The organism is Leisingera sp. ABM4_060, assembly GCF_056158765.1.
In genome coordinates, this window is record NZ_JBSWTX010000001.1 from 82,364 (window position 1) to 104,590 (window position 22,227).

The following is a 22,227-nucleotide window of genomic DNA, read 5'->3' on the forward strand; positions in this document are numbered from 1 at the left end:
TGTCAGCTCAGCAAATCAAAGGCGTCGCCCCAGCAGTCGGCAACCATATAGCCAAGCGGGTAGGGGTCGGCAGGGTCCAGGCCGATCTGGTGGAGACCATGCACCCAGCCGCGCCCGGACACCCGCGGCAGGATCGCCGGGCGGCCCGCAACCTCAGTTGTGCCGGTGACAGTCACCTCAAATGTGCTGTCTATGATCGAGCGGGCGGTGTGCGTGGAGCCTTCGGCAACCAGGCCGCGCGCATGCATGCAGGCCAGCCGGGCCGAATTGCCGGTGCCGCAAGGCGAGCGGTCGATGCGCCCGGGCGGCAGGATGGTGGCGCCTTTCATGGTGCCGTCATCATCGTGGCTGACGAACATCGTGTAGGAGATGCCCTCAAGCCCTTCCAGCTGTGGGTGGCGCACCACAAGCTGGGCATTGATCGCCCGGTGCACCCGGCAGCCGATTTCCACCAGCTTTCGCGCGTTCTCTGGTGTGATCCGCAGGCCGAACTGCGTCGGGTCGATCAGACCGTAGAAGATGCCGCCAAAAGCAATGTCGACAGTGACCTTGCCCAGCCCGTCAACCTCGACCACCGCATCCAGCTGGTCGGCGTAAGAGGGCGGCATGTCCAGGCTCACCCGCTCGCATTTGCCGTCCTTGCAGGCAGCCCGCGCCCGTACCAGCCCGGCGGGAGTTTCCAGTGTGACAATGGTTTCCGGCTCGACCATCTCGATCATGCCGGTTTCCAGCAGCACCGTGACCAGGCAGATGCTGTTGGAGCCGGACATTGCATGCGCCTTATCACCCTGAAAGATCATATAGGCGGCGTCGGCCTCGGGGATGGTCTTGGGCAGCAGCAGGTTGGTGCTCATCTGCGCGCAGCCGCGCGGCTCGTTCACCAGGAAGCGGCGCAGGCTGTCGTCCACCTGGTTGATGTGGTTCATCTTCTCCAGCATGGTACGGCCGGGCACGTCCAAGACGCCGCCGGTGACGATGCGGCCGACTTCACCCTCGGCATGGGCCTCGACCATTGTGATTGTCTTTTTCCAGCGCATGCTGACGTCCTTTTGGCTGGGTCAGTGTTTGCAATTTTGGGGGTCATGCCGCCAGCGCAGGGCTGCCGGCATGAGGTTGGATCACGCCGCCGGATCGGCGCTGATGTCGATCCACAACGTCTTGGTCTCGGTGTACTGGTCATGCGCCATCAGCGAGTTGTCGCGGCCGCCGAACCCCGACAGCTTGTAGCCGCCGAAGGGCGTAGTGATGTCACCTTCGCCATAGCAGTTCACGGACACCGTGCCGGCCTGAAGCGCCCGCCCGAACTTATGCGCCTTGGTCACGTTGGAGGTGTAAAGCGAGGCCTGCAGCCCGTAGCAGGTGTCATTGGCCAGCTTGATGGCCTCCGCGTCGCTGCCGGCAACCATCATCGCAAAGACCGGGCCAAAGATCTCCTCCTGGGCGATGGTCATGTCGGGGGTAACGCCGGTGAACAGCGTCGGCTCGATGAACAATCCGCCGTCCCGTTCGATGGCCTTGCCGCCTGCCACCAGTTCGGCGCCCTGGTCCTTGGCCGATTGGATATAGCCGAGGATCTTGCCGTATTGCTCCTGCGAGATGATGGCGCCGAGCTGGTTCGAGGGGTCCAGCGGGTCGCCTGTGTGCCATTCCGCCAGTTTCTCCTGCACTTTCACCAGCAGCTCGCCCGCCAGATCCTTGTGCACGATCAGCCGTGAGTTTGCGGTGCAGTTCTGCCCCATGTTCCACAGCGCGGCAAAGACGGCGTGTTCGGCCACCGCGTCCAGATTGCCTGCATCGGACAGCACCACCGCGGGGTTCTTGCCACCGCATTCCAGGATCACCTTCTTGAGGTTGCTTTGCGCCGAGAACTCCAGGAACAGCCGCCCCACCTCGGTCGAACCGGTGAAGGAGAGCGCCTGGATGTCCGGATGGCGGCCCATCGGCTCGCCCACATCGGGACCCAGGCCCGGCAGCACGTTCAGCACACCCGCGGGGATGCCCGCCCGATGCGCCAGTTCAGCCACCCGCAGCGCTGTCATCGAGGTCTGCTCGGCAGGTTTCACCACCACGCTGTTGCCGCCCGCCAGCGCCGGGCCGATCTTCCAGGCCAGCATCATCAGCGGGAAGTTCCAGGGCAGCACGCAGCCGGCCACGCCCAGGGGCTCGCGCACGATCAGTCCGATGCCGTCCGCATTGGCCGGGGCAACCTGATCATACAGCTTGTCGATCGCCTCGGCGTGCCAGCGGATGGTGCTGATAGTCTCTGGCAGGTCGGTCTGCACGCATTCGCTGATCGGCTTGCCGCTTTCCAGGCTTTCCAGCACGGCAAGTTCGGTCTGGTTATCCTCGATCAGCTGCGCCAGCTGCAGCAGCACCGCCTTGCGCTCTCCGGGATGGCGCTGTGACCAGCTGCCGCTGTCAAAAGCGGCCTTGGCGGCGGCCACGGCATCGTCGACATCGGAGGCGTCGCAGGCCGAGATCTGCGCCAGCACCTGGCCAGTGGCCGGATTGACGGTCTCCATCGTCTTGCCTGCATTGGGCTTGCGGAAGGCGCCGTTGATGAAGGGGTCGGTGGGCAGGCTGAGCCCTGCGGCCACCGCCTGATAGTCTTCCTTGGTCAAAAGATCGGACATCTGATCAGCCTTTTGCGTTGAGGATTGCGTTCACGTCCTGCCGGGTGGCAGCAACGATGCTGCTCATCTCCTGCTTCAGCGTGTCGTCCATCGGCAGCAGCGGCGGCCGCACGATGCCCGAGGGGCGGCCCTGTTCGGCGCAGCCGTGCTTGACGCATTGCAGGAACTTGCCGCCCTGTTCGAGGATGCCCATCAGCGGCATGAAGGCCGCCATCAGCTGCCGTGCCTGCGCCTGATCGGCGCCGCTGGCGGCGATCTCCATGAATTTCACGCATTCCGCCGGGAAGATATTGGCGCTTGCGCAGACCCAGGCCTTGGCGCCCCAGGCGGCGAATTCCAGCACCTGCTCCTCGCCGCCGACAACCAGCTCGATGCCAGGGTAGTTGCGGGCAAGATAGGGCAGGCGGGTATAGTCGCCGCTGGATTCCTTGATCGCGCAGACAAGCGGGTTCTGCGACACGATCGACAGGAACTCCCCGCCCATCTCAATGCCGGTGCGGCCCGGGTAGTTATAAAGCATGATCGGCAGCCCGGCCTCGGCGATCTTGAGGACATGATGCGCCAGTTCCGCCTCGGAGGGCAGCGAATAAGGCGGTGCGGCCACCAGCAGCGACTGGGCACCGGCGGCTTTTGCAGCCGCAACGATCTCCAGGCATTCCCCGGCCCGGATGTCGTTGACGCCGGCCATCAGCTCCACCCGGCCGTTGATCCGCTCAGCAGCAAAGCGGAACTGCTGGATCCGCTCTTCCTTGGACAGCGCATAGAACTCGCCGGTGGAGCCGCCCACGATAACCCCGGCGACGCCGTTTTCAATCTGCCATTCGATGACGTCTGCGTAGCCGTTCCAATCAATCGATCCGTCGTCGAGGAACGGGGTGATGATCGGGGTGTAGATTCCGGTGAAGCGCATGCTGTATCTCCTGTTCGCCATGCCGGCGGTTTGTATGCAAATTTGCCGACAATCAGTATACAGTAAAGGCAGCCGTGGATGTCCAGCTTGAATTCAAGCCTGTCAGATGGGATAGTGAAGCCGAAAGGCGGGTTGGATAAATGGCAACAGACAAACGGAAAAATGCGCGCGGCTTTGGTGCCCTGACGATCTACGAGACGCTCAGGGACGAAATCCTGTCGTTGGAAATGCAGCCCGGCGAGCTGGTCGATGAGTTGCGTCTGGCAACCCAATTCGGTGTGTCGCGGTCGCCGGTGCGGGAGGCGCTGGTGCGGCTGGTGTCAGAGTTGCTGCTGCAGACCCTGCCCAACAAGGGCACCATTGTTGCCCAGCTGCGGATCCAGGAGTTTCCGCAATATGTCGACACCCTGGATCTGGTGCAGCGCGCTGCCACGCGGCTGGCCGCCGAGGTGCGCAGCGAACGCGGGCTGGAACTGATCAAGGAGGCGCAGCAGCGCTTTGTCGACGCTGTGAAGGCCAATGATGTGCTGGGCATGATCCTCAGCAACCGTGATTTCCATGTCGCCATCGCCCAGGCCACCAACAACAAGTACTTGGAAGAGGCTTATGCCCAGCTGCTGGACGACGGGCGCAGGTTCCTGCGGCTGTATTTCAAATCCTACGGTGATGTGCTGCCGGTCGAGCTGCTGGGCGGCCATGACAATCTGATCGCCGCCATAGAAGCCCGGGATCCAGAGCGGGCCGAGCGCTATGCCCGCGAGCACACCATCGAGATGCAGCAGCGATTCCTCAGCTATCTTGGCAGCAGGCAAATGACCGGGTTTTCTGTGGAATACTAGGACCCGCCAAATGTAAATCCTACGAAGTGGAACAAGGAAAAGCGCGCCGTTAGGCGCGTTTTTCTGTTTTGTATCAAGGTGTAAGTGATTGCTTTTGGATTTTGCCGGTTTTCTGTCGACTTATTTGTCGACTAAAATGTCGACAAATTAAACTCGAGTTGATACACAGGCTCCCATTGCGCCGGAACGCCGGTGGACACAGGGAGAAGAGACATGATCAAGGCAACAAAGATCCTGACCGCAGCCGCCGCTGCGCTGTGGCTTGGTGCTGGCGCCGCGGCAGCGGACAAGCTGGACGATGTGATTGACGAGGGCGTGCTGCGCTGCGGTGTGGTGCTGGACTTCCCGCCGATCGGCTACCGCGATGCCAACAACGAACCCGCGGGCTATGACGTCGATTACTGCAAGGATCTGGCCGCGGCGCTGGAGGTTGAGGCGGAAATCATTCCGGTGACATGGGCCGAGCGCCTGCCGGTGATCGTGACCAACCGCGCCGATGTGGTGTTCGGCGGCACCTCGGATTCGCTGGCGCGCGCCAAGACCGTGGGCTTCTCGGTGCCTTATGCGATTTATTACGCCCAGGTTGTTGTCGGGGCAGACACCGGCATCCAAAGCTTTGAGGACCTGCGCGGCAAGCGGGTGGCGGCGGCCGTCGGCACGGTCCCCGAGCAGGAGTGGCTGAAGATCGCCAAGGAATGGGGCGAAGAGGGCAACTACCAGGGCTATCAGTCCGAAAACGAGGTCTTTCTGGCAGTGGCCCAGGGCAAGGCGGATGCGGGCATCACCACAAACACCGCGGTGCTGCCGGTGACCCAGCAGTATGACAGCCTGGTGGCCGGTCCGCGGATGCCCTGGGGCACCGATTACACCTCGGTTGTCGGCCCGCGCACCGATGTCACCTGGCTGAACTACCTCAACCTGTTTGTGACCCATCAGGTGCGCTCCGGCCGCTATCAGGAGCTGTGGGGCACATATGTCGGCGGTGAAGCGCCCGAGCTGCGCATTCCCGGCGTCTACTACTGATCCGGCACCCGCGCTCCCCGGCTCCTGCATGGGCCGGGGAGCGGTTCCAAAGGGAGTAGACCCGTGGACTACAACTTTCACTGGCGGCCGGTGATCAAGGCGCTGCCCGAGCTGTTGGAAGCGTCGCTGCTGACCCTGCAGGTCGCCGCTATTTCCATCGTCTTCGGCATCGTGATCGGCCTGGGCCTGTCGCTGATCCGGCTGCATATGACCGGGCCGGTCAAATGGCTGGCCTCGGCCTGGGTCGAGCTGGCCCGCAACACGCCTGCGCTGTTTCAGCTGTTCTTTTTCGGCTTCGGCCTCGGCTCCTTCGGGCTGCATTTGAGCCCCTATATGATCGTGCTCTTGGCGCTGAGCTTCAACAACGCAGGCTATCTGGCGGAAAACTTCCGCGGCGGCTTCGGCGCCGTGCCCCAGACCCAGATCCGTGCCTCCCGCAGCCTCGGCATGACGGCGTTTCAGGCCTATACCCGGATCATCATCCCGCAGGTTTTGCGCATCGTCTATCTGCCGATCACCAACCAGATGGTCTGGGCAGTGCTGATCTCCTCGCTGGGCATGCTGGTGGGCTTCCGTGAGCTGTCGGGTGAGACCCAGTTCTTTGCTTCCAAGACCTTCCGGATCTTTGAGTATTTCGCAGTCACCGCGGTGATCTACTACGTGATCGTCAAGCTCATCCTGGGTGCCTCCCGGCTGCTGGCCGCGCGCCTGTTCAGATATTGAGGAGGGGCCGGCATGCAACCTACCGCAACTTTCTTCTCCGGCTTCACGCTGAACGACCTCTGGTTCCTGGGCGAAGCCGCACTCAAATCCTTGTGGATTTCCATCCTGGCCATTGCCTTCGGCAGTGCCATGGGCGTTGTCTTCGGCTGGCTGCTTAGCGTCAGCCGCAGGGCCGGGGCGCTGACCCTGGCGCCGGTGCTGGATGTGTTCCGTTCGGTGCCGCTGATCATCCAGCTGGTGCTGTTCTTCAACTTCGCGCCGATGATCGGCCTGCGGCTGAACCCGTTCGAGGCCGGGCTGATCGTGCTGATCGTCTACACCTCGGCCAATGTGGCCACAGTGGCGCAGGCGGGCATCGAGGCGGTCGGCGGCCCGATGCGCCGCGCCGCCCGCAGCCTTGGCATGAGCTACTGGCAGGACATGCGGTATGTGGTCTGGCCGATCGGCCTGCGCGCCGTGTTCCCGGCCTGGATCGGCGTCGCGCTGGGCGTCATGAAAGACAGCGCCCTGGTGTCGGTGCTGGGCTATGTGGAACTGCTTAAGGCCAGCCAGATCCTGATTACCCGCACCCAGGAAACCTTCCTGATCCTGGCCATCGCAGGGGCGTTCTACTTTGCCCTGTCATACCCGATTTCCCACTACGCCGCGCGGCTTGAAAAGAGGTGGACCCAATGATCGAAATCCGCGATCTGCATAAGTATTTCGGCGCTCTGCATGTGCTGAAAGGCATCAATCTGGATGTGGAGAAAGGCGAGGTGCTGAGCGTCATCGGCGCCTCGGGCTCCGGCAAATCCACACTCCTGTACTGCATCAACGCGCTGGAGATGATCCAGCAGGGCTGTGTTCTGGTGGACGGCACCGACGTGCATGGCAAGGGCACCAACGTCAATACGCTGCGCCAGAACCTGGGCATGGTGTTCCAGCAGTGGAACAGCTTCCCGCATCTGACTGTGCTGGAAAACGTGGCCCTGGCGCCGCGCATCGTGCGCGGGCTGGACAAGGCCCGGGCGCGCGAAATTGCCGAGCAACAGCTGGTGCATGTCGGCCTGGGCGACAAACTGAACAACTACCCTTCGGCCCTGTCCGGCGGCCAGCAGCAGCGCCTGGCCATCGCCCGCGCCCTGGCGATGGAGCCCAGCTATATGCTGTTCGACGAGGCCACATCGGCGCTGGATCCGGAACTGGTGGGCGAGGTGCTCGACACCATGCGGCTGCTGGCCGAGGAGGGCATGACCATGATCTGCGTCACCCACGAGATGGGCTTTGCCCGCGAAGTCTCGGACCGGGTGGCGTTTTTCCACCAGGGCATCATGGAGGAAATCAGCCCGCCCGAAGAGCTGTTCGGCGCTCCGAAGTCGGAGCATCTGCAGAAATTCCTGTCCAAGGTGAAGTGAGGAAACGTTCATGAAAATCACCGCGATCAAGGTCTGGCAGGTTGACCTGCCGCTGAAGGAAGGCCGCTACAGCTGGTCCAATGGCAACTATATCGACGTCTTCGACAGCACGGTTGTCGGCATCGAAACCGATGAGGGGCTGACCGGATATGCCGAATGCTGCCCGCTGGGCTCGGCTTATCTGCCGTCCTTTGCGCTGGGCGTCCGGGCGGGGCTGCAGGAACTGGCGCCGCATCTGATCGGGCAGGATCCGCTGAATACCGGCGGCATCAACCGGCGGATGGATGCGGCCTTGCGCGGCCACCCCTATGCCAAGGCGCCGGTTGACATCGCCTGCTGGGACCTGCTGGGCAAGGCCACCGGCCAGCCGGTCTATACCCTTTTGGGCGGCGCTGCCCAGGGCGAGATTTCCCTGTACCGGGCGATCAGCCAGGAAAGCCCGGAGCAGATGGCCGCCAAGATCGAAGGCTATGCGGCTGAGGGCTACACCAAGTTCCAGCTCAAAGTAGGCGGCGCGGCCAATGACGATATTGACCGCATCCGGGCCACCCGCGCCGCGCTGAAACCGTCGGACCTTTTGGTGGCCGATGCCAACACCGGCTGGACCCGGCACGAGGCGGCGCGGGTCGTCGCGGCGGTGCAGGATCTTGATGTCTATATCGAGCAGCCTTGCCCCACCTACGAGGAAAGCGTCTCGATCCGCCGCCGCACCGGATTGCCCTTTGTGCTGGATGAGGTGATCGACGGTGCCGGCATGCTGGTGCGCGGCATTTCCGAGGATGCAATGGACGTGATCAACCTCAAGATCTCCAAGGTCGGCGGCCTGACCCGGGCTAAGCTGATGCGCGACCTCTGTGTCGCCTCCGGCATTCCGATGACCATCGAGGACACCTGGGGCGGTGACATCACCACCGCGGCGATTGCCCATCTGGCGCGCTCAACGCCGGAGGAGTTCTGTTTCTCGGCCACCGATTTCAACAGCTATGGCACGGTGACGATTGCCTCGGGGGCACCGCAGCGGGTGAACGGAAAGATGACCGCCTCGGATGCGCCCGGTCTGGGGATCGTCCCGGATTTCGGCGTACTGGGCGCACCGGCAGCCAGCTATTCCTGACAGCCGCCGCTGCCAAGGACCTCCGCCGCGGTCCCCGGCGACGGCTGTGCAGTTCGCGCGGCGGAAGCTGACTTGCCGAATTTCCGCTTGTAGGCGCGGGCAAAGCTTTCGGGGTTTTCAAAGCCGCAGAGGCTGGAGATCTCCCCGATGCGCAGGCTGGAATTGAGCAGCAGGTTGCGCGCCTCGGCCAGCCGCAGGTTGCGGTAATAGCCTGCCGGCGTCTCTTTCAGGTGATGCTTGAACAGCCGCCCCAGGGTCCACAGCGGCACGCCGACGCGGGCGGCGATCACCGCAATGGGAATAGGCTGGTCAAGGGTGGCGATCATCAGGTCGACCGCCTTGGCCAGATTGCGGTCCAGCCGCGCCAGCGAGGTATCGGTCAGCAGCCGTTGCTGCGGCCCGCCGTGCTTGGTTGGCCGGTAGGTGAGAATTTCGGCCACCCGGTCCGCCAGCTGCCGCCCGTTGAAATGCTCAATCAGCCCCAGAGTCATATCGAAGGTGGCCACCCCTCCGGCGCTTGAGCAGCGGTTGCCGGAGACATCGAACAGCCGGTCGGCAAACATTTCCCCGCCGAATTTCTCGCGGTAGCCGCGCAGCGCCTCGAAATGCACCGCGGCCGGGCGGGTGCGCAGCAGCCCGGCCTCGGCAAAGATCAGCGCCCCGGTGTCGACGCAGCCCATTACCGCGCCCTCGCGCGCGCGCCGTTTGAGCCAGCTGAGCAATGGCCCGGCGACTGCTGTCTCAGGGTGGTAGGATGACAGCAGCAGCACCACGTCTGCGCTGTTGCTGTCCAGCGCTTCGGTGGGGATTTCAATGCCGCTGGAACTGGTCAGGGAACCGCCCTCCACCGACAGGAACCGCCAGCGCCACAGCGTACCCGCGCTCTCGCGGTTGGCCACCCGCAGCGGTTCGGTCACCAGCGTCAGCGACAGGATCGGGAAGTTTCCGGTCAGGACAATGTCGGCTTGGGGCATGGCGGCTCGCGGCAGTTTGTCAATTTACGTTAGAAAATCGCTAAAACAGGTCAAGCGGTTTTGCTGCACTGTTCCTAACATCCTTTGGCAGTGGAGGAGAGAACATGACCGAGCTGCCCTGGACACCGGATTTTGACGTCTGGCCGATCGACCACACTGCCGGGCGTTTGCACCACACGGGCGAGGCGCTGGAGGTGGCCTGGTCGGATGGCCTGACCAGCCGGCACCACGTGCTGCTGCTGCGCGAAAACAGCCCCGATCCGGCGACGATCCATCCCAAGGCGCGGGAGATGTGTATCTCTCCGAACGGGATTGCGGCGGAGGTGGCGATCACTGCCGCGGCGATCCTGGGCAGCGGCGCGGTGGAAGTGCACTTCTCCGACGGCACCGCCAGCGCCTATCATCCCGGCTGGCTGCGCGGCACCGCCTGGTTCGGCGAGGAGGAGCCTGCACCGCCAATCCTGTGGCGGGGCGAGGATCTGATGGAGCCGCTGACGTTTGATGGCCCCGAGGCGCTGGAAAACCCGCGTGTCTTTCTGCAATGGCTGGAGGCCTTGCGCGACTATGGCGTGGCCCGGCTGCGCGGGCTGCCGCAGCGGGACGGGCTGCTGGAGGAGATCGTCACCCGCATCGGTCCAGTCCGCGAAAGCAACTTCGGCCGCCAGTATGTGCTGGAGATCAAGGACGACCCCGACAGCCAGGCCTTCACCCCGGACAAGCTGCTGCAGCATATCGACATGCCGACCCGGGAAACCCCGCACGGGCTGCAGTTTCTTTACACACGGGACAACACCACTACGGGAGGCGAGGGTATCTATGTGGACGCCTACCAGGTCGCCGAGGACATGCGGGAGGAGGAGCCAGAGCATTTCCACTCGCTGGTGACGGATGTCTGGGAATACAGCAACCGCGCCCGGCGCTCGGACTACCGCGCCCGCGGCCCGGTGGTGGAGACCGATGCAAGGGGCAACATCACCGGCGTGCGCTACAACACCTTCCTGCGTGGACCGCTGAAGGCGCCCTTGGAAGTGCAGGCCCGCGCCTACAAGGCCTACCGCGCTTTCTGCGCCCGGGCGCAGGATCCGCGTTACGAGATGGTGTTCCGCTATGAACCTGGCGACCTCTTGGCCTTCGACAACCGCCGCGCTTTGCACGGGCGGGCCGGGTATGACGCCAAGGGCGGCACGCGGTTCATCGAGGGCATCTACGCCGACCGCGACGACCTGCATTCGCGCATCCGCACGCTCCAGCGCCAGTTCCGGGCGGAAGCAGAGCAGGAGGCAAAGTCATGATCCCCAAACAAATGGCGGCGGTGCATCTGACCGGCTATGGCGGGCTGGATTGCTTGCAGTACCGTACCGACGTCCCGGTGCCTCAGCCGGGGCCGGGTGAAGTGCTGGTCCGCGTCACTGCCGCAGGCATGAACAACACCGACATCAATACCCGCACCGGCTGGTATAACTCAGGTGTCGGCGACGGCACCACCGAAGCCGGCGGGCAGGCGGGCTTTGGTGTCGATAAGGGCGGCATGGGGGACTGGGCCGGGGACGTTCGTTTCCCGCGCATCCAAGGGGCCGATTGCGTCGGCCGCATCGCCGCTGTGGGGCAGGGAATGGACCCGGCCCGCATTGGCGAGCGTGTGGTTTGCGCGCCGTACATCTATGACCCGGAAGACCCGGAGTGGCTGGAGAATGCAGGCTTTCTGGGCTCGGAGCACGACGGCGCCTTTGCCCAGTTCACCCGGCTGCCCGCCCGCAATGCGGTAACGGTGGCAGATGACTTGCCGTTCACGGACGCGCAGCTGGCGACGCTGCCCTGTTCCGGCGGCACCGCGATGAACATGATGCTGATGGCAGGCCTCAAGGCCGGCGACGTGGTACTGATCACCGGTGCCTCCGGCGGGGTTGGCACTTTCCTCATTCAGATCGCCAAGCATTGCGGTGCCGAAGTGGTGGCCGTTTGCAGTGCCTCTAAAGCGGAGGACGTGCGGGCCATTGGCGCGGATCATGTGATCGGCCGGGACGCTGAAAATCACGCAGGCGCCGCTTTGGCCGCAACGGAGGGGCGAAAATTCACCCTGATCGCCGATGTGGTGGGCGGAGAGCGCTTTGCCGAGTACCTCTCACTCTTGAGGCGCGGCGGGCGCTATGTCACCGCAGGCGCCATTGCCGGGCCGAATGTGACTCTCGATCTGCGCACGCTTTACCTCAAGAACCTCAGCTTCTTCGGCTCCACCGCCTACCTGCAAGAGACCTTCCCGCGGCTGATCGAGATCCTGCACGCGGGCGGGCTGAAACCAGCTGTGGCGGCCACCCGGCCGCTGTCTGAAATCGCTGCCGCGCAGGAGGCATTCCTGCAGAAACACCATGTGGGCAGCATGGTGCTGATCCCGCCACAGGACGCGTCCGGGGAGGACCTGACATGAAGATCACCAAACTCACCGTCTATCGCGTGGTGCTGGACAAATGGGGGGTCGAGACCCGCTACACCAAGACCCTCAACATGGAGATCCCGCTGGAAACCACCGTGCTGCGGGTCGACACCGACGAAGGCGTGTCTGGCTGGGGCGAAACCATGACCGCACCCTCCTACTACCTGCCGACCTCGCCGCAATCTGCCCGCGCGGGGCTTGAGCTGATTGCACCGGCGCTTTTGGGGCAGGACCCGCTGAACCACCGCGCCCGGATGGAAGACATCCGCTTTGCCATGCGCGGCCACAAGCCGACGAAATCGGTGATCGACATGGCGCTGTGGGATCTCGCGGGCAAGGCGCGCGGCCTTCCGCTGGTCGACCTCTGGGGCGGCCGCGTGGTTGAGGACATGCCGGTTCTGTGCTTGGTGAACACCGCCTCGCCTGAGGAGCAGGTGGCCCAGATCGAGGAGTTCCGCGCCCAAGGCTACAAGCTGTTCCAAATCAAGATCGGCCACGGCAGCCCGCAGCTGGAGATCGCCCGCATCCGTGCCTGTCAGCGGGCCATGCGCGAGGATGAGCGTTGCTGGTTCGATGTAAACCGCGCCTGGACCGTCGATCAGGCAATGCAGGTGATGCCGCTGGTCCGCGATCTGGCGCCGCTGATCGAACAGCCCTGCGAGACCTATGAACAATGCCGCACCGTTGCCCGCCACACGGGGCTGGGGCTGATGCTGGATGAGGCGATCGAGGATCAGGACAGCTTTATCCGCGCGGCTGAGGATGGGGTGATCAATGCCGCGGTGCTCAAGATGGGCTGCACCGGCGGCATCTCCGAGCACCGCCATCTGGCAGAAACCGGCCTGCGCCTGGGCATCCCGATGCGGATTGAGGATTTCTACGGCACCGGTCTGACCCTGGCGGCTGTGTCCCACCTGGCGCAGGGGCTGCCTGCGGCGGCAACCTTTGGCCTTTACGACTACCACCTGCCCGCGGTGCCGGTGGTGAAGAACCCGTTCCCGGTGGTTAACGGCCGGGTGAAAGTGCCGGATGATTGCGCGCCTGGCCTTGGCGTTGAGGTCAACCCGGACGTGCTGGGCGAACCAGTGGCGGAGTACAGCCTGTGACCAAGGCAGAGCGATTGAAACGGATGCTGAACCCGGCCCGCGTGGCCTGGTTCGGCGGCGGCGGCATTGCCCCCGCAATCGAATACATGAAGGCCAATGGCTTCACTGGCGAGGCCATGGCGGTGAACCCCAAGCGGGCAGAAATTGCCGGGTTGGCCTGCGTGCCGTCAGCGGCGGACCTGCCTTGGGTGCCGGATCTCGCCATCCTGGTGATCCCCAAGGAGGCGGTCATCGAAACCGTGCGCGCCCTGTCCGGGAACGGTTGCGGCGGGGTGGTCTGCATCACCTCCGGCTTCTCCGAAAGCGCCGATGGCGCGGCGCGGCAAGTAGAGATGATCGAGGCCGCCGGAGAGATGCCGGTGATCGGCCCTAATTGTCCGGGGATTGCCAATTTCCTGGATGGCAGCGCCTTCATGATGGATCACTTCGGCAATCACGCACCGCAGAAAGGCGTGGCGGTGATCTCCAACGGCGGCGCCTACCTGAGCGATCTTGGCTGCGCCGACCGTTCGCAGCCCATCGCCTATATGATCGGGCTCGGCAACCAGGCGATGGTGAGCGTTGCCGACATGCTGGACGCGGTGCTGGATGATGCCCGGGTGAGCGCGGTGAACGTCTATTTCGAGGGCATTGCTGACGTTGCGAAACTCTCGCAGGCCGCCGCCAAGGCAGCGCGCAACCGGATCCCGGTTGTTGCGATCAAGGGCGGGCGTAGCGAGGCCGGGACTCGGGCAGCACAATCCCATACTGCCTCTCTATCAGGGGATGCGCAGGTCGCTTCGGCCCTGTTCCGCCGCTTCGGCTGGATCGAGGCGACGACGCCCTCAGAAGCCATCGAAACCGTCAAGATGCTGAGCTACACCCCCATTCCCAAAGGCATGAAGACAGGATTTATCACCTCATCAGGCTCTTATGCGGTGCTGGGCGGCGATATTGCTGAAAAGGCGGGGCTGCAGATGGTACCGCCCTCGGCTGAGACCGCGCCCGCGCTTGATGCGGTCCTGCCTGCCTATGTCGGCCCGGCGAACCCCTTGGATATCTCCGATGCCCATGGCTGGCCGCGAGGCGATCAGCTGCCGATCTACCAGGCCTTTGCGCGGGATGATTATGACCTTTTTGCCCAGGTGATGTGCTACCCGCCCGAAGGCGGCTGGGACATGTCGACCTGGGACGCCACCACCGGCGCTTTGGCCGCGGCCAAGGGGAACCGCCCGGCGGCCTTTGTCAATACCCTGGCCGAGGCGCTGCCGCGTTCGGTGCGGGAGCGGATGATCGCCAGCGGCATGGCACCTTTGCAGGGGATCGAGGACGGGTTGCGGGCGGTTGCTCATGCGGCGCGCTATGGCGCGACGCGGGAGAGAAAGGATCCCGAGGCGATGCTCATGTGTGCTGAGGGCGGCCCCCGGCCGCGGGTGGGGGTATTGCCCCCGCCCGGGGGGGCGGACGGGGGCAGCCCGGCGTTGCCGCCGGACGGGGCGCTGAGTGAAGCGGAGGCCAAATCTTGGCTTGCGGAGAGTGGTCTCGATGTACCGCGCCAGTGGGTGGTGCAAGGCACTGACGGCTTGCCGGAGATCCCCTGCACCTGCGCGGTGAAAGCCATTGTGCCGGGTCTGCTGCATAAGACCGAGGCAGGCGCCGTGGCGTTGAACATTGCGCCGGATGACCTGCCTGCTGCCCTCAGCACCATGTCAGACCGCCTCGCTGAACAAAATCTTGAAGCAGAAGGCTTCCTGATCGAGGAAATGATACAGGACCCTGTTGGAGAGCTGCTGGCTGGCATCCGCCATGTGCCGGACATCGGCTGCACCCTGACGCTGGCCATTGGCGGAATCGCGGTGGAGCTGATGCAGGACACCGCCACCCTGATCCTGCCCGCGCCGCGTGCGGATATCGAAACGGCTTTGCGAAGCCTGAAACTGGCGCCGCTGATCCTTGGCTACCGCGGCCGGCCTGCGGCGGACCTGACCGCAGCCCTGGATGCCATCGAAGCGCTTTGCGCCTTCGCCTTTGAACATACTGAAGTTGCAGAGCTGGAAGTGAACCCGCTGCTGCTCACCCAAACCCGCGCGGTGGTTGCCGACGCGGTCCTGACCTTGAAAGGCTGAGCCATGACCGACTACACCCATCTGATCTACGAGGTCGACGCCGACCATATTTGCTGGCTGACCCTGAACCGGCCGGAAAAGCTGAATGCGATGAACCTGAAACTCATTGCCGAACTGCAAGCCGGGCTGGAGCGCGCCGATGCCGATGACGATGTCAATGTGATCGTGATCCAGGGCGCAGGCCGCGGCTTCTGTGCCGGGCATGACCTTGATGAGGATGCGGAGGAGGACCGCAGTTCGATCTACGAATACCGCGCCCATTACTTCAAGCAGTTTGATGAGTTCACCACGCCCTGGCGGGTGACCAAGCCGGTGATTGCCTCGGTGAACTCCATCGCCATCGGCAAGGGGTTTGAGCTGAGCCTGTTCTGCGACATCACCATTGCCTCCGATGATACCCGCATCGGCTATAACGAGGTGCGCTATGGCATTTCCGGCCACTGCATGTTCCTGCCATGGCTGGTCAACATGAAGACCGCCAAGGACCTGCTGCTGACGGGGCGTGAGCTGACTGCGGCTGAAGCCAAGGAGATGGGGCTGATCACCGATGTGGTGCCGCTGGAGGAGCTGAAGGAAGCGACGCAGAAAAAGGCGCTGCTGATGGCGCGGATGCCGCGGGAGATGCAGCGGATGCACAAGATGTACCTCAACCGGGTCTATGAGATGCAGGGGCTGAAGACCGCCACCGATTATTACCTGGAACAGGTTGCCATCCTGGGGGCGCAGCCGGTGCCGGAATATGAGGCGTTTTCAAAGCTGACTGTCGAGAAGGGGCTGAAAGCCGCGCTGCAGGAAGCCAATGCCCGCTATGAGGGGCTGGACTGAGGTCTTCCGGCACAACTGAAAGGAAGCGCTCCCGCCCGGTTCCGGTGTTCCTTTGGAACCCCGTCACCGGTTGGGCCCGGCGCCGCGCTGCGGCGCGGCGGACCGGTCAGCAATGCTGACCGGATGTTTCGCGCGCGAAACATTGGGGCAGGGGCGCTGACCTTTTTCTAAGGGCCATCAGCGGTTTTCGATCGCACCGAGGATTTTGTTTCGTTGGATTTTCCCGGAGGGCCCCTTGGGCAGATCTGCCAGGAAATGCACCTCGTCCGGCGATTTGAACTTGCCAAGCTGGCTGTGACAGATCTCGATCAGCTCCAGCGGCGTCAGGCTGGAGCCCGCACGGATTTTCACTGCCGCCTCCACTGTCTCGCCATAGCTTGCACAGGGGCGGCCAAAGGCGGCGGCTTCAATCACATCGGGATGGGAATAGAGCGCTTCGTCGATCTCGCGCGGGGCGATGTTTTCGCCGCCCTTGATGATCAGCTCCTTCAGGCGCCCGGTGACAAAGACGTAACCGTCAGCGTCGATCCGCCCCAGGTCGCCGGTGCGCAGCCAGCCATCCGGTGTGAAGGTTCCGGCGGTGGCTTCGGGGTTGTTGAGATATTCCAGCATCACATTGGGCCCGCGCACCGCCAGTTCACCTTCGCTGCCATCGGTTACGGGGTGCTGGTTTGCGTCGAGGATGGCGACTTCATTACCATAGGCGACCCCGGGGGAGCCGATTTTGCGGGTGCCGGGAGGCAAAGGGTTCGATAGGATCTGGGCGGCGGTTTCAGTCAGGCCCATGGTTTCGATGATTGGAATGCCGAAGCGGTCCTCAAACGCACGCTGCACATCCGGAGCCAGCGCCGAGGACGCCGAACGGCCGAAACGGATGCGGGCGCGGGTGCTGTCGACCGGGTCCAGTTCCGAATGCAACAGGTGCGAGATGATGGTGGGCACCACCGAGAACCAAGTGGCTTGCGACCAGCCCGCGTGGGCCCAAAAGCGGCTGGCAGAGAAGCGTTCGCACATCGCCAGCGAGCCGCCGGAGATCAGCGCGCCCATCACCGTCACGCAGAGCCCGTTGATGTGGTAGATCGGCAGCACGCAGAGGCCGCGGTCCTGGGGGTTCAGCTTATGTGCCACGGCTGTGGTCCAGCCGCCCGCCAAGAGGCTCGCGTGAGTATGCACCACGCCTTTGGGCTGGCCGGTGGTGCCGGAGGTGTACATCAGCAAAGCGTGGTCGCCGGCAGAGAGCGGGTGCAGCCCTGCCGGCGGACCACCAGGGGCTGCCGGCCTGTCCAATGGGGAGAGGATGGACGGATCGGCAGTCTGCTCGAACAGTTCGGCCTGGCTGGCGTGCACAAAGGCAATGCGGGCGCCGCTGTGCTGCAGGGCATAGGCGACGGCGCTGTTGCCTGCGACCAGGTTGATCATGGTGGCGCGGAAACCGCCGTAGAGCACGCCGAACAGGCATTCCAATGCCTCGCGCCCGTTCGGGTGCAGGATGGCGACGCTTTCGCCCTTGGCAATGCCCTTGGCAGTCAGCGCGCGGGCGATGTCCCGGGCGGTATCGCGCAGTTCTTGCCAGCAGAGATCCGGCGCGCCGTCAGGGAAGACAAAGCCGGTGCCGCCTTCCTCTGCGCGTGTGTCGAGCCAGTCGCGGATGGTTCCCTTGGGCGGCTCCATCATTGGCCCGCCTCCGCCCAGTAGCTGGAGAATATCTCCTCCAGCGCTGGTTCGCGGGAGGGGATTTCCCGCACGACCTTGGTGCTCTGCACAAAGTGGCGCCAGTTGAGGTTGGTGTCGATCGAATTGCCGCCCCAGCTGCCGCAACCCATCGACAGCGAGAACGGCATCCCGTTGGTGAAGGCGCCGCCGGTGGCAAAGGTGTGCGCCTGATTGACGATCACCCGGCAGGTGGGCATTTCGCGGCCCATCTCGACGGCGCGCTCGTCCAGAGCAGTGTGGATGCCGATGGAGTGGCCTGCGCCTTGATAGTCAAGGATACAGGCAGCGGTGGCTTTTGCTTCTGCGTAATCCGCGGCCCGGTAGACAGCCAGGATACGGCTCAGCTTTTCGCCGGACAGCGGGTGGTCCGGGCCGATGCCCTTGGTTTCCACCGCCAGGAACTTTGTGTCGGCGGGAACCTTGCCATCCAGGCCAAGCGCGGCCAGCATCTTGCCGGCGTCCTGGGCGATGACTTCGCGGTTCAGGTGTCCCTCCGGCCAGAGCTTGGCGATGATGCCGCCGGCCTCGGCTTCAGGCACCAGCGCGCCGCCTTCCCGGGCGAGCGCTGCAATGAACTGGTCATAGATCGCATCCACCACCACAACGGAGTTTTCCGAGGAGCAGGAGGTCGCGTTGTCGAAACACTTGGAAGCAGTGATCTTGGCCGCGGCCTCGGCCAGATCCGCGGTCTCATCCACGATCACGGTCACATTGCCGGCGCCGACCGCCACGGCGGGGGTGCCGCAGGACTGGGCGCGGTGGACGTTGTTCTGGCTGCCGGTGCAGATCACCCGGTCGGCGGCCTCCATCAGCGTTTGGGTCTTGGCCTTGGAGCCGGGCGCGGGGATCATCTGCACCAGGTCGGGGTCCAATCCCAGCTTGGCGAACTCCGTATGGATGTAGGAGAGCAGCAACTCGCAGGAGGCGACGCCCTTGGGCGAGGGGGCCACGACGATGGCATTGCCGCCTTTCAGCGCGTTGATGATGTTGTTGGCGGGTGTGGCGGCCGGGTTGGTCGAGGGGACAACAGCGCCAACAACGCCGATGGGGCGCATGATCTCGGTGATGCCGGTTTCCGGGTCGTCGCTGACAATGCCGTGTGTCTGCACCCCGGCGATGTCGCGCAACAGGCCCAGCGTCTTGCGGTGGTTCTTGGTGATCTTGTCCACCACATTGCCGAGGCCGGTGGTTTCCACTGCCAGCTCGGCCAGGCTCCGGTTGCGGGCGGGTTCCATGATGGCCCAGCCTGCCGCCAAAGCTGCCTTGTCATAAAGCGCCTGGCTGCCGCTGGCTTCGAAAGCCTGCTGGGCGGTGCGGGCGCGCGCCACGATCTGTTCCACCTCGGCGATGCCGGAGGCGAGTGCGTCCTGAGCGGTCATGTCTTTCCTCGATTGATTGTCCGGGGCAGGGGCGCTGCCCCGGAGGGTTTCGGCCGGAGGGGTGGGGATCAGAGCCCGGCCAGAAGTTCCTTCAGCGTCTGTTCGCGCGCGGCCCACATCTCCTTGACCTCATCGCGGGTCATGATGTGCATGGGCGAGCCGCCGGCCTGCATCTTCTTGGCAACGCGCGGATTGGCGAACATGTCAGGCACGGTAGCGGCAAGCGCGTCGATCACCTCTTGCGGGGTGCCCTTGGGCACCATCACGCCGCGGAAATTGACCGAGGAATTGTCCACGTCCAGACCTTGCTCCTGCATGGTGGGCACGTCGGGCAGAAAGTCGGAACGGGCGAGGTCGGCGACGCCGAGGATCTTGACGTTGCCGGCTTCCTGCGCGCGGAAGGCATCGGACAGGTTGTTGATGCCGCCCATCACCTCACCGGCGATGACGGCCTTCATCGCCGCCGCGCCGCCGCCCTTGGTGGGGATATAGGCCATCTTCACGCCAGCTGCCTTTTCGATCTGCAGCGCAGCGATGTGGTGGCCGACAAACAGGCCGGCGCCGGAGAAGGTCAGCTTGCCCGGGTTCTCCTTGGCATGGGCGACCACATCCGCCATCGAGTTGAACGGGCTGTCAGCCGCCACGACAAAGACAGCGGGGTCAGCGCCCCAGTTGGCGATGGGTTCGAAACTGTCTGCGGAATAGGATACGCCGCCCTTGATCGACTGGGCAATGAAATGGGGCACGTTGTAGGCCGCCAGTGTGTAGCCGTCCGCCTCGGCCTGGGTTGCAAACCAGTTCCAGCCGACACGGCCGCCTGCACCGGGCTTGTTGATGATGGCAATGGGCATCCCCAGCGCGTCCTCGTTGCCGGCAGTCATGGTGACGATCCGGGCCTGGAAGTCGGTGGCCCCGCCGGCGCCGTAGGACACCATCATCATGATCGGGCGTTCCGGGTAGTCCTCAGCCATGGCGATGCTCGCCAGGCCCATCAGCGCTATGGCGGCGCTTGCAATCAGTTTCTTCATTTTCTTCTCCTCCCTATTGGTTTCGGACCGTTCTCAAGCCGGTCAGAACAGAATTTCACGCGGGGTGTAGACGCTCAGCAGCTTGGCAAAGAGGCCGTACATCACCGCCACGAACACCACGGTGATCAGCGCCCGCTTGACCCAGGTCTTGCCTTCGGAATGCGGTGCGGGGTCGTAGAGCGACAGCAGGATGAAAAAGGCGATGGCGGTGGCAGTGTAGAACCCCAGCGCCTTGGCGGCCCAGAAGACATAGATCAGCATCACGGCCAGCCCCGGCACCATGTTCAGAAACAAGGTGCGCGAGATGCCGGAACCGACCTTGCTGAGGCCCAGAACCGCCTTGCCGAAGGTCCAGCCTGCCAGCACCACAAAGACCGAGGCGATCAGGCGCGGGAACAGAAAAGCTTCGGCGGGCTGTTGCGTATAGCTGACCCAGGCGACCCAGATGCCGACGGCAAAGACCAGGCCGGAGCCAAGAACATGCTGAGACCGGTTCATGCTTGCGCCTCCTCTTTGGTGGTGTGGCGGCGGGTCCGCAGCTCCATCCAGGCCGAGTAGGCGATGGAGGCGACGACCACGGCGATCAGGAAGATGTTCAGCCCGCCGGACAGGAAGTAGCTGGCCTTGCCGACGGTGGCATCCGCAATCATGCCGCCCTGGATGAAGTTCGATTCCGCGATCGGGCCCAGGATCAGCCCCAGCACCAGCGGCGCGGCGGAGAAGCCGAAACGCTCCAGGAAATACATGCCGATGCCAAGGCAGGCCATGACATAGACGTCGCCCATAGAGCTTTGCACCGAGTAGGCGCCAAAGACGGACAGGGCGAGCACGATGGCAGCCATCACCGATTGCGGCACCTGGGCAACGCGGGCGGCGAGGCCCGCCACATAGAGACCGAACAGGCACATCAGAACCTGGCCGACCAGCATCGAGTTGATGAAGGTCCAGGCCACATCCGGGTGATTGTCAAAGAGGTCGGAGCCCGGGAAGATGCCGTGGATCAGCAAGCCCCCCAGCAGCACGGCGGCGGTGGGGCTGCCGGGGATCGACAGGGTCAAGAGCGGCACCAGCGAGGGGCCGACCATGGCGTTGTTGGCGGATTCCGCGGCGATCACGCCTTCGCTGTGGCCCTGGCCGAATTTCTCCTTCTCCGAGGAGAATTTCTTGGTCTGGTCATAGGCCACAAGCCCGGCAATCTGGCCGCCCACACCGGGGATCAGCCCGATGATGGAGCCGGTGATGGTGCCGATGCCCAGGGCACGCGGGCGGCGCAGCAGCTCACGGGTGGCGTCCAGGACCGAGTGTTTCTGCACCTCGATCACCTCAGCGCCTTGTGCACGGCGGCCCTTGGCGAACATGGTCAGCACCTGCGGAATGGCAAACAGGCCGATGAGCGCCGCAATGATATTGATGCCGCCACCCAGCGACGGGTGGAAGATAAAGCGCTGGGCGCCCATGATGTCGTCAAAGCCGATTGTGGCGAGCCACAGCCCGATGCAGCCGGACAGCAGGCCTTTGACCACCGAGGCCGAGTCCAGCGAGCCGATCACGGTGACACCTAGGATGGCCAGCCAGAACAGATGCGAGGGGCCAAAGGCCAACGCCCACTCCGCCAGAACCGGCGTCAGGAAGATCAGCAGCAGCACACCAAAGATGCCGCCCACAGCCGAGGCGAGGAAGGACAGTTGCAAAGCCTTGGCGCCTTTGCCCTGTTTGGCCATCTTGTGGCCGTCCAGCGTGGTGGCAATGTTTGCAGGCGCGCCGGGGATCTTCAGCAGGATCGCACTGACCGCGCCGCCCGCCACGGTGGAGGTATAGGCGGCGCCCAGCAGGATCAGGCCCTGAACCGCCTCCAAGTGGAAGGTGAAGGGGATCAGCAGGGCCACTGCCATAGTGGGGGAAAGCCCCGGGGTTGCCCCTAGGATCAGCCCGCCAATCGTGCCGCCCAGCAGCAGCAGGAATGACAGCGGTGAGAATACGTCTCCGAAGTAAAATATGAAGTCCATTCGGGGCCTCCCAACCCGGCTGAT

20 protein-coding genes are annotated in these 22,227 nt (G+C 63.9%); 11 read left to right on the plus strand and 9 right to left on the minus strand.

Translation table 11 applies throughout. The features are described 5' to 3' along the window. Nucleotides 1–2 precede the first annotated feature (2 nt). From ACXAEH_RS00350 to ACXAEH_RS00360, 3 genes are all read right to left on the minus strand, one after another. Nucleotides 3–1,037 (minus strand): proline racemase family protein, encoded by a 1,035-nt coding sequence (locus ACXAEH_RS00350; RefSeq protein WP_475030513.1) that lies wholly within the window; start codon nt 1,035–1,037, stop codon nt 3–5. Between the two features lie 81 nt (nt 1,038–1,118). Beyond that, nucleotides 1,119–2,633, minus strand: a complete 1,515-nt coding sequence (locus ACXAEH_RS00355; protein ID WP_475030514.1) for an aldehyde dehydrogenase — start codon at nt 2,631–2,633, stop codon at nt 1,119–1,121. 4 nt (nt 2,634–2,637) lie between these two features. Next, a complete protein-coding gene (locus tag ACXAEH_RS00360) occupies nt 2,638–3,543 on the minus strand; it encodes a dihydrodipicolinate synthase family protein (RefSeq protein WP_475030515.1) in 906 nt (301 codons plus the stop codon). A gap of 140 nt (nt 3,544–3,683) precedes the next feature. Here ACXAEH_RS00360 and ACXAEH_RS00365 point away from each other — a divergent pair, with 140 nt between their 5' ends. The 6 genes from ACXAEH_RS00365 to ACXAEH_RS00390 all read left to right on the plus strand — a co-directional run bounded on the left by ACXAEH_RS00365 (nt 3,684) and on the right by ACXAEH_RS00390 (nt 8,636). After that, a complete protein-coding gene (locus ACXAEH_RS00365) occupies nt 3,684–4,382 on the plus strand; it encodes a GntR family transcriptional regulator (protein WP_475030516.1) in 699 nt (232 codons plus the stop codon). 213 nt (nt 4,383–4,595) lie between these two features. Continuing rightward, nucleotides 4,596–5,405: a transporter substrate-binding domain-containing protein gene (locus ACXAEH_RS00370; protein WP_475030517.1), complete on the plus strand. Its 810-nt coding sequence runs from the start codon at nt 4,596–4,598 to the stop codon at nt 5,403–5,405. A gap of 63 nt (nt 5,406–5,468) precedes the next feature. After that, nucleotides 5,469–6,128, plus strand: a complete 660-nt coding sequence (locus tag ACXAEH_RS00375; protein WP_475030518.1) for an amino acid ABC transporter permease — start codon at nt 5,469–5,471, stop codon at nt 6,126–6,128. A gap of 12 nt (nt 6,129–6,140) precedes the next feature. Continuing rightward, the gene (locus ACXAEH_RS00380) at nt 6,141–6,803 is read left to right on the plus strand and encodes an amino acid ABC transporter permease (RefSeq protein ID WP_475030519.1); all 663 of its coding nucleotides are present in this window, start codon (nt 6,141–6,143) and stop codon (nt 6,801–6,803) included. Further along, a complete protein-coding gene (locus ACXAEH_RS00385) occupies nt 6,800–7,522 on the plus strand; it encodes an amino acid ABC transporter ATP-binding protein (RefSeq protein ID WP_475030520.1) in 723 nt (240 codons plus the stop codon). Before ACXAEH_RS00380 ends, ACXAEH_RS00385 begins: the two co-directional genes overlap by 4 nt. A gap of 10 nt (nt 7,523–7,532) precedes the next feature. Then, nucleotides 7,533–8,636 (plus strand): cis-3-hydroxy-L-proline dehydratase, encoded by a 1,104-nt coding sequence (locus ACXAEH_RS00390; protein ID WP_475030521.1) that lies wholly within the window; start codon nt 7,533–7,535, stop codon nt 8,634–8,636. On the opposite strand, the gene ACXAEH_RS00395 is transcribed toward ACXAEH_RS00390, so the two are convergent. Further along, nucleotides 8,627–9,610, minus strand: a complete 984-nt coding sequence (locus tag ACXAEH_RS00395; protein ID WP_475030522.1) for a GlxA family transcriptional regulator — start codon at nt 9,608–9,610, stop codon at nt 8,627–8,629. The genes ACXAEH_RS00390 and ACXAEH_RS00395 overlap by 10 nt on opposite strands. 104 nt (nt 9,611–9,714) lie before the next feature. Here ACXAEH_RS00395 and ACXAEH_RS00400 point away from each other — a divergent pair, with 104 nt between their 5' ends. From ACXAEH_RS00400 to ACXAEH_RS00420, 5 genes are read left to right on the plus strand one after another with little or no spacing between them, the layout of a single operon-like run. Continuing rightward, nucleotides 9,715–10,902, plus strand: a complete 1,188-nt coding sequence (locus tag ACXAEH_RS00400) for a TauD/TfdA family dioxygenase (RefSeq protein ID WP_475030523.1) — start codon at nt 9,715–9,717, stop codon at nt 10,900–10,902. Continuing rightward, a complete protein-coding gene (locus ACXAEH_RS00405; RefSeq protein ID WP_475030524.1) occupies nt 10,899–12,035 on the plus strand; it encodes an alcohol dehydrogenase family protein in 1,137 nt (378 codons plus the stop codon). Before ACXAEH_RS00400 ends, ACXAEH_RS00405 begins: the two co-directional genes overlap by 4 nt. After that, entirely contained in the window at nt 12,032–13,147 is a 1,116-nt protein-coding gene (locus ACXAEH_RS00410; RefSeq protein WP_475030525.1) for a mandelate racemase/muconate lactonizing enzyme family protein, read from the plus strand. Before ACXAEH_RS00405 ends, ACXAEH_RS00410 begins: the two co-directional genes overlap by 4 nt. Continuing rightward, nucleotides 13,144–15,252: an acetate--CoA ligase family protein gene (locus ACXAEH_RS00415; RefSeq protein ID WP_475030526.1), complete on the plus strand. Its 2,109-nt coding sequence runs from the start codon at nt 13,144–13,146 to the stop codon at nt 15,250–15,252. Before ACXAEH_RS00410 ends, ACXAEH_RS00415 begins: the two co-directional genes overlap by 4 nt. A 3-nt stretch (nt 15,253–15,255) precedes the next feature. Beyond that, nucleotides 15,256–16,077 (plus strand): enoyl-CoA hydratase/isomerase family protein, encoded by an 822-nt coding sequence (locus ACXAEH_RS00420; protein ID WP_475030527.1) that lies wholly within the window; start codon nt 15,256–15,258, stop codon nt 16,075–16,077. A 177-nt stretch (nt 16,078–16,254) separates the two neighbouring features. Here the strand turns inward: ACXAEH_RS00420 and ACXAEH_RS00425 are convergent, their stop codons facing one another. The 5 genes from ACXAEH_RS00425 to ACXAEH_RS00445 form a co-directional block, all read right to left on the minus strand. Continuing rightward, entirely contained in the window at nt 16,255–17,751 is a 1,497-nt protein-coding gene (locus ACXAEH_RS00425; protein ID WP_475030528.1) for an AMP-binding protein, read from the minus strand. Beyond that, entirely contained in the window at nt 17,748–19,169 is a 1,422-nt protein-coding gene (gene sauS, locus ACXAEH_RS00430) for an acylating sulfoacetaldehyde dehydrogenase (RefSeq protein ID WP_475030529.1), read from the minus strand. Before sauS ends, ACXAEH_RS00425 begins: the two co-directional genes overlap by 4 nt. Before the next feature lie 68 nt (nt 19,170–19,237). Beyond that, entirely contained in the window at nt 19,238–20,197 is a 960-nt protein-coding gene (locus ACXAEH_RS00435; protein ID WP_475030530.1) for a Bug family tripartite tricarboxylate transporter substrate binding protein, read from the minus strand. Nucleotides 20,198–20,239: 42 nt separating this feature from the next. Then, entirely contained in the window at nt 20,240–20,695 is a 456-nt protein-coding gene (locus tag ACXAEH_RS00440; RefSeq protein ID WP_475030531.1) for a tripartite tricarboxylate transporter TctB family protein, read from the minus strand. Further along, nucleotides 20,692–22,203, minus strand: coding sequence for a tripartite tricarboxylate transporter permease (locus ACXAEH_RS00445; protein ID WP_475030532.1), 1,512 nt, complete (start codon nt 22,201–22,203; stop codon nt 20,692–20,694). The genes ACXAEH_RS00440 and ACXAEH_RS00445 overlap by 4 nt, the downstream gene beginning before the upstream one ends. Between the last annotated feature and the right edge of the window lie 24 nt (nt 22,204–22,227).

Coding starts and splice junctions, on each gene's coding strand:
- ACXAEH_RS00370 (WP_475030517.1), top strand. CDS start 4,596: ATGATCAAGGCAACAAAGATCCTGACCGCAGCCGCCGCTGCGCTGTGG.
- ACXAEH_RS00440 (WP_475030531.1), bottom strand. CDS start 20,695: ATGAACCGGTCTCAGCATGTTCTTGGCTCCGGCCTGGTCTTTGCCGTC.
- ACXAEH_RS00425 (WP_475030528.1), bottom strand. CDS start 17,751: ATGATGGAGCCGCCCAAGGGAACCATCCGCGACTGGCTCGACACACGC.
- ACXAEH_RS00350 (WP_475030513.1), bottom strand. CDS start 1,037: ATGCGCTGGAAAAAGACAATCACAATGGTCGAGGCCCATGCCGAGGGT.
- ACXAEH_RS00435 (WP_475030530.1), bottom strand. CDS start 20,197: ATGAAGAAACTGATTGCAAGCGCCGCCATAGCGCTGATGGGCCTGGCG.
- ACXAEH_RS00400 (WP_475030523.1), top strand. CDS start 9,715: ATGACCGAGCTGCCCTGGACACCGGATTTTGACGTCTGGCCGATCGAC.
- ACXAEH_RS00395 (WP_475030522.1), bottom strand. CDS start 9,610: ATGCCCCAAGCCGACATTGTCCTGACCGGAAACTTCCCGATCCTGTCG.
- ACXAEH_RS00445 (WP_475030532.1), bottom strand. CDS start 22,203: ATGGACTTCATATTTTACTTCGGAGACGTATTCTCACCGCTGTCATTC.
- ACXAEH_RS00360 (WP_475030515.1), bottom strand. CDS start 3,543: ATGCGCTTCACCGGAATCTACACCCCGATCATCACCCCGTTCCTCGAC.
- ACXAEH_RS00365 (WP_475030516.1), top strand. CDS start 3,684: ATGGCAACAGACAAACGGAAAAATGCGCGCGGCTTTGGTGCCCTGACG.
- ACXAEH_RS00420 (WP_475030527.1), top strand. CDS start 15,256: ATGACCGACTACACCCATCTGATCTACGAGGTCGACGCCGACCATATT.
- ACXAEH_RS00410 (WP_475030525.1), top strand. CDS start 12,032: ATGAAGATCACCAAACTCACCGTCTATCGCGTGGTGCTGGACAAATGG.
- sauS (WP_475030529.1), bottom strand. CDS start 19,169: ATGACCGCTCAGGACGCACTCGCCTCCGGCATCGCCGAGGTGGAACAG.
- ACXAEH_RS00385 (WP_475030520.1), top strand. CDS start 6,800: ATGATCGAAATCCGCGATCTGCATAAGTATTTCGGCGCTCTGCATGTG.
- ACXAEH_RS00390 (WP_475030521.1), top strand. CDS start 7,533: ATGAAAATCACCGCGATCAAGGTCTGGCAGGTTGACCTGCCGCTGAAG.
- ACXAEH_RS00355 (WP_475030514.1), bottom strand. CDS start 2,633: ATGTCCGATCTTTTGACCAAGGAAGACTATCAGGCGGTGGCCGCAGGG.
- ACXAEH_RS00405 (WP_475030524.1), top strand. CDS start 10,899: ATGATCCCCAAACAAATGGCGGCGGTGCATCTGACCGGCTATGGCGGG.
- ACXAEH_RS00380 (WP_475030519.1), top strand. CDS start 6,141: ATGCAACCTACCGCAACTTTCTTCTCCGGCTTCACGCTGAACGACCTC.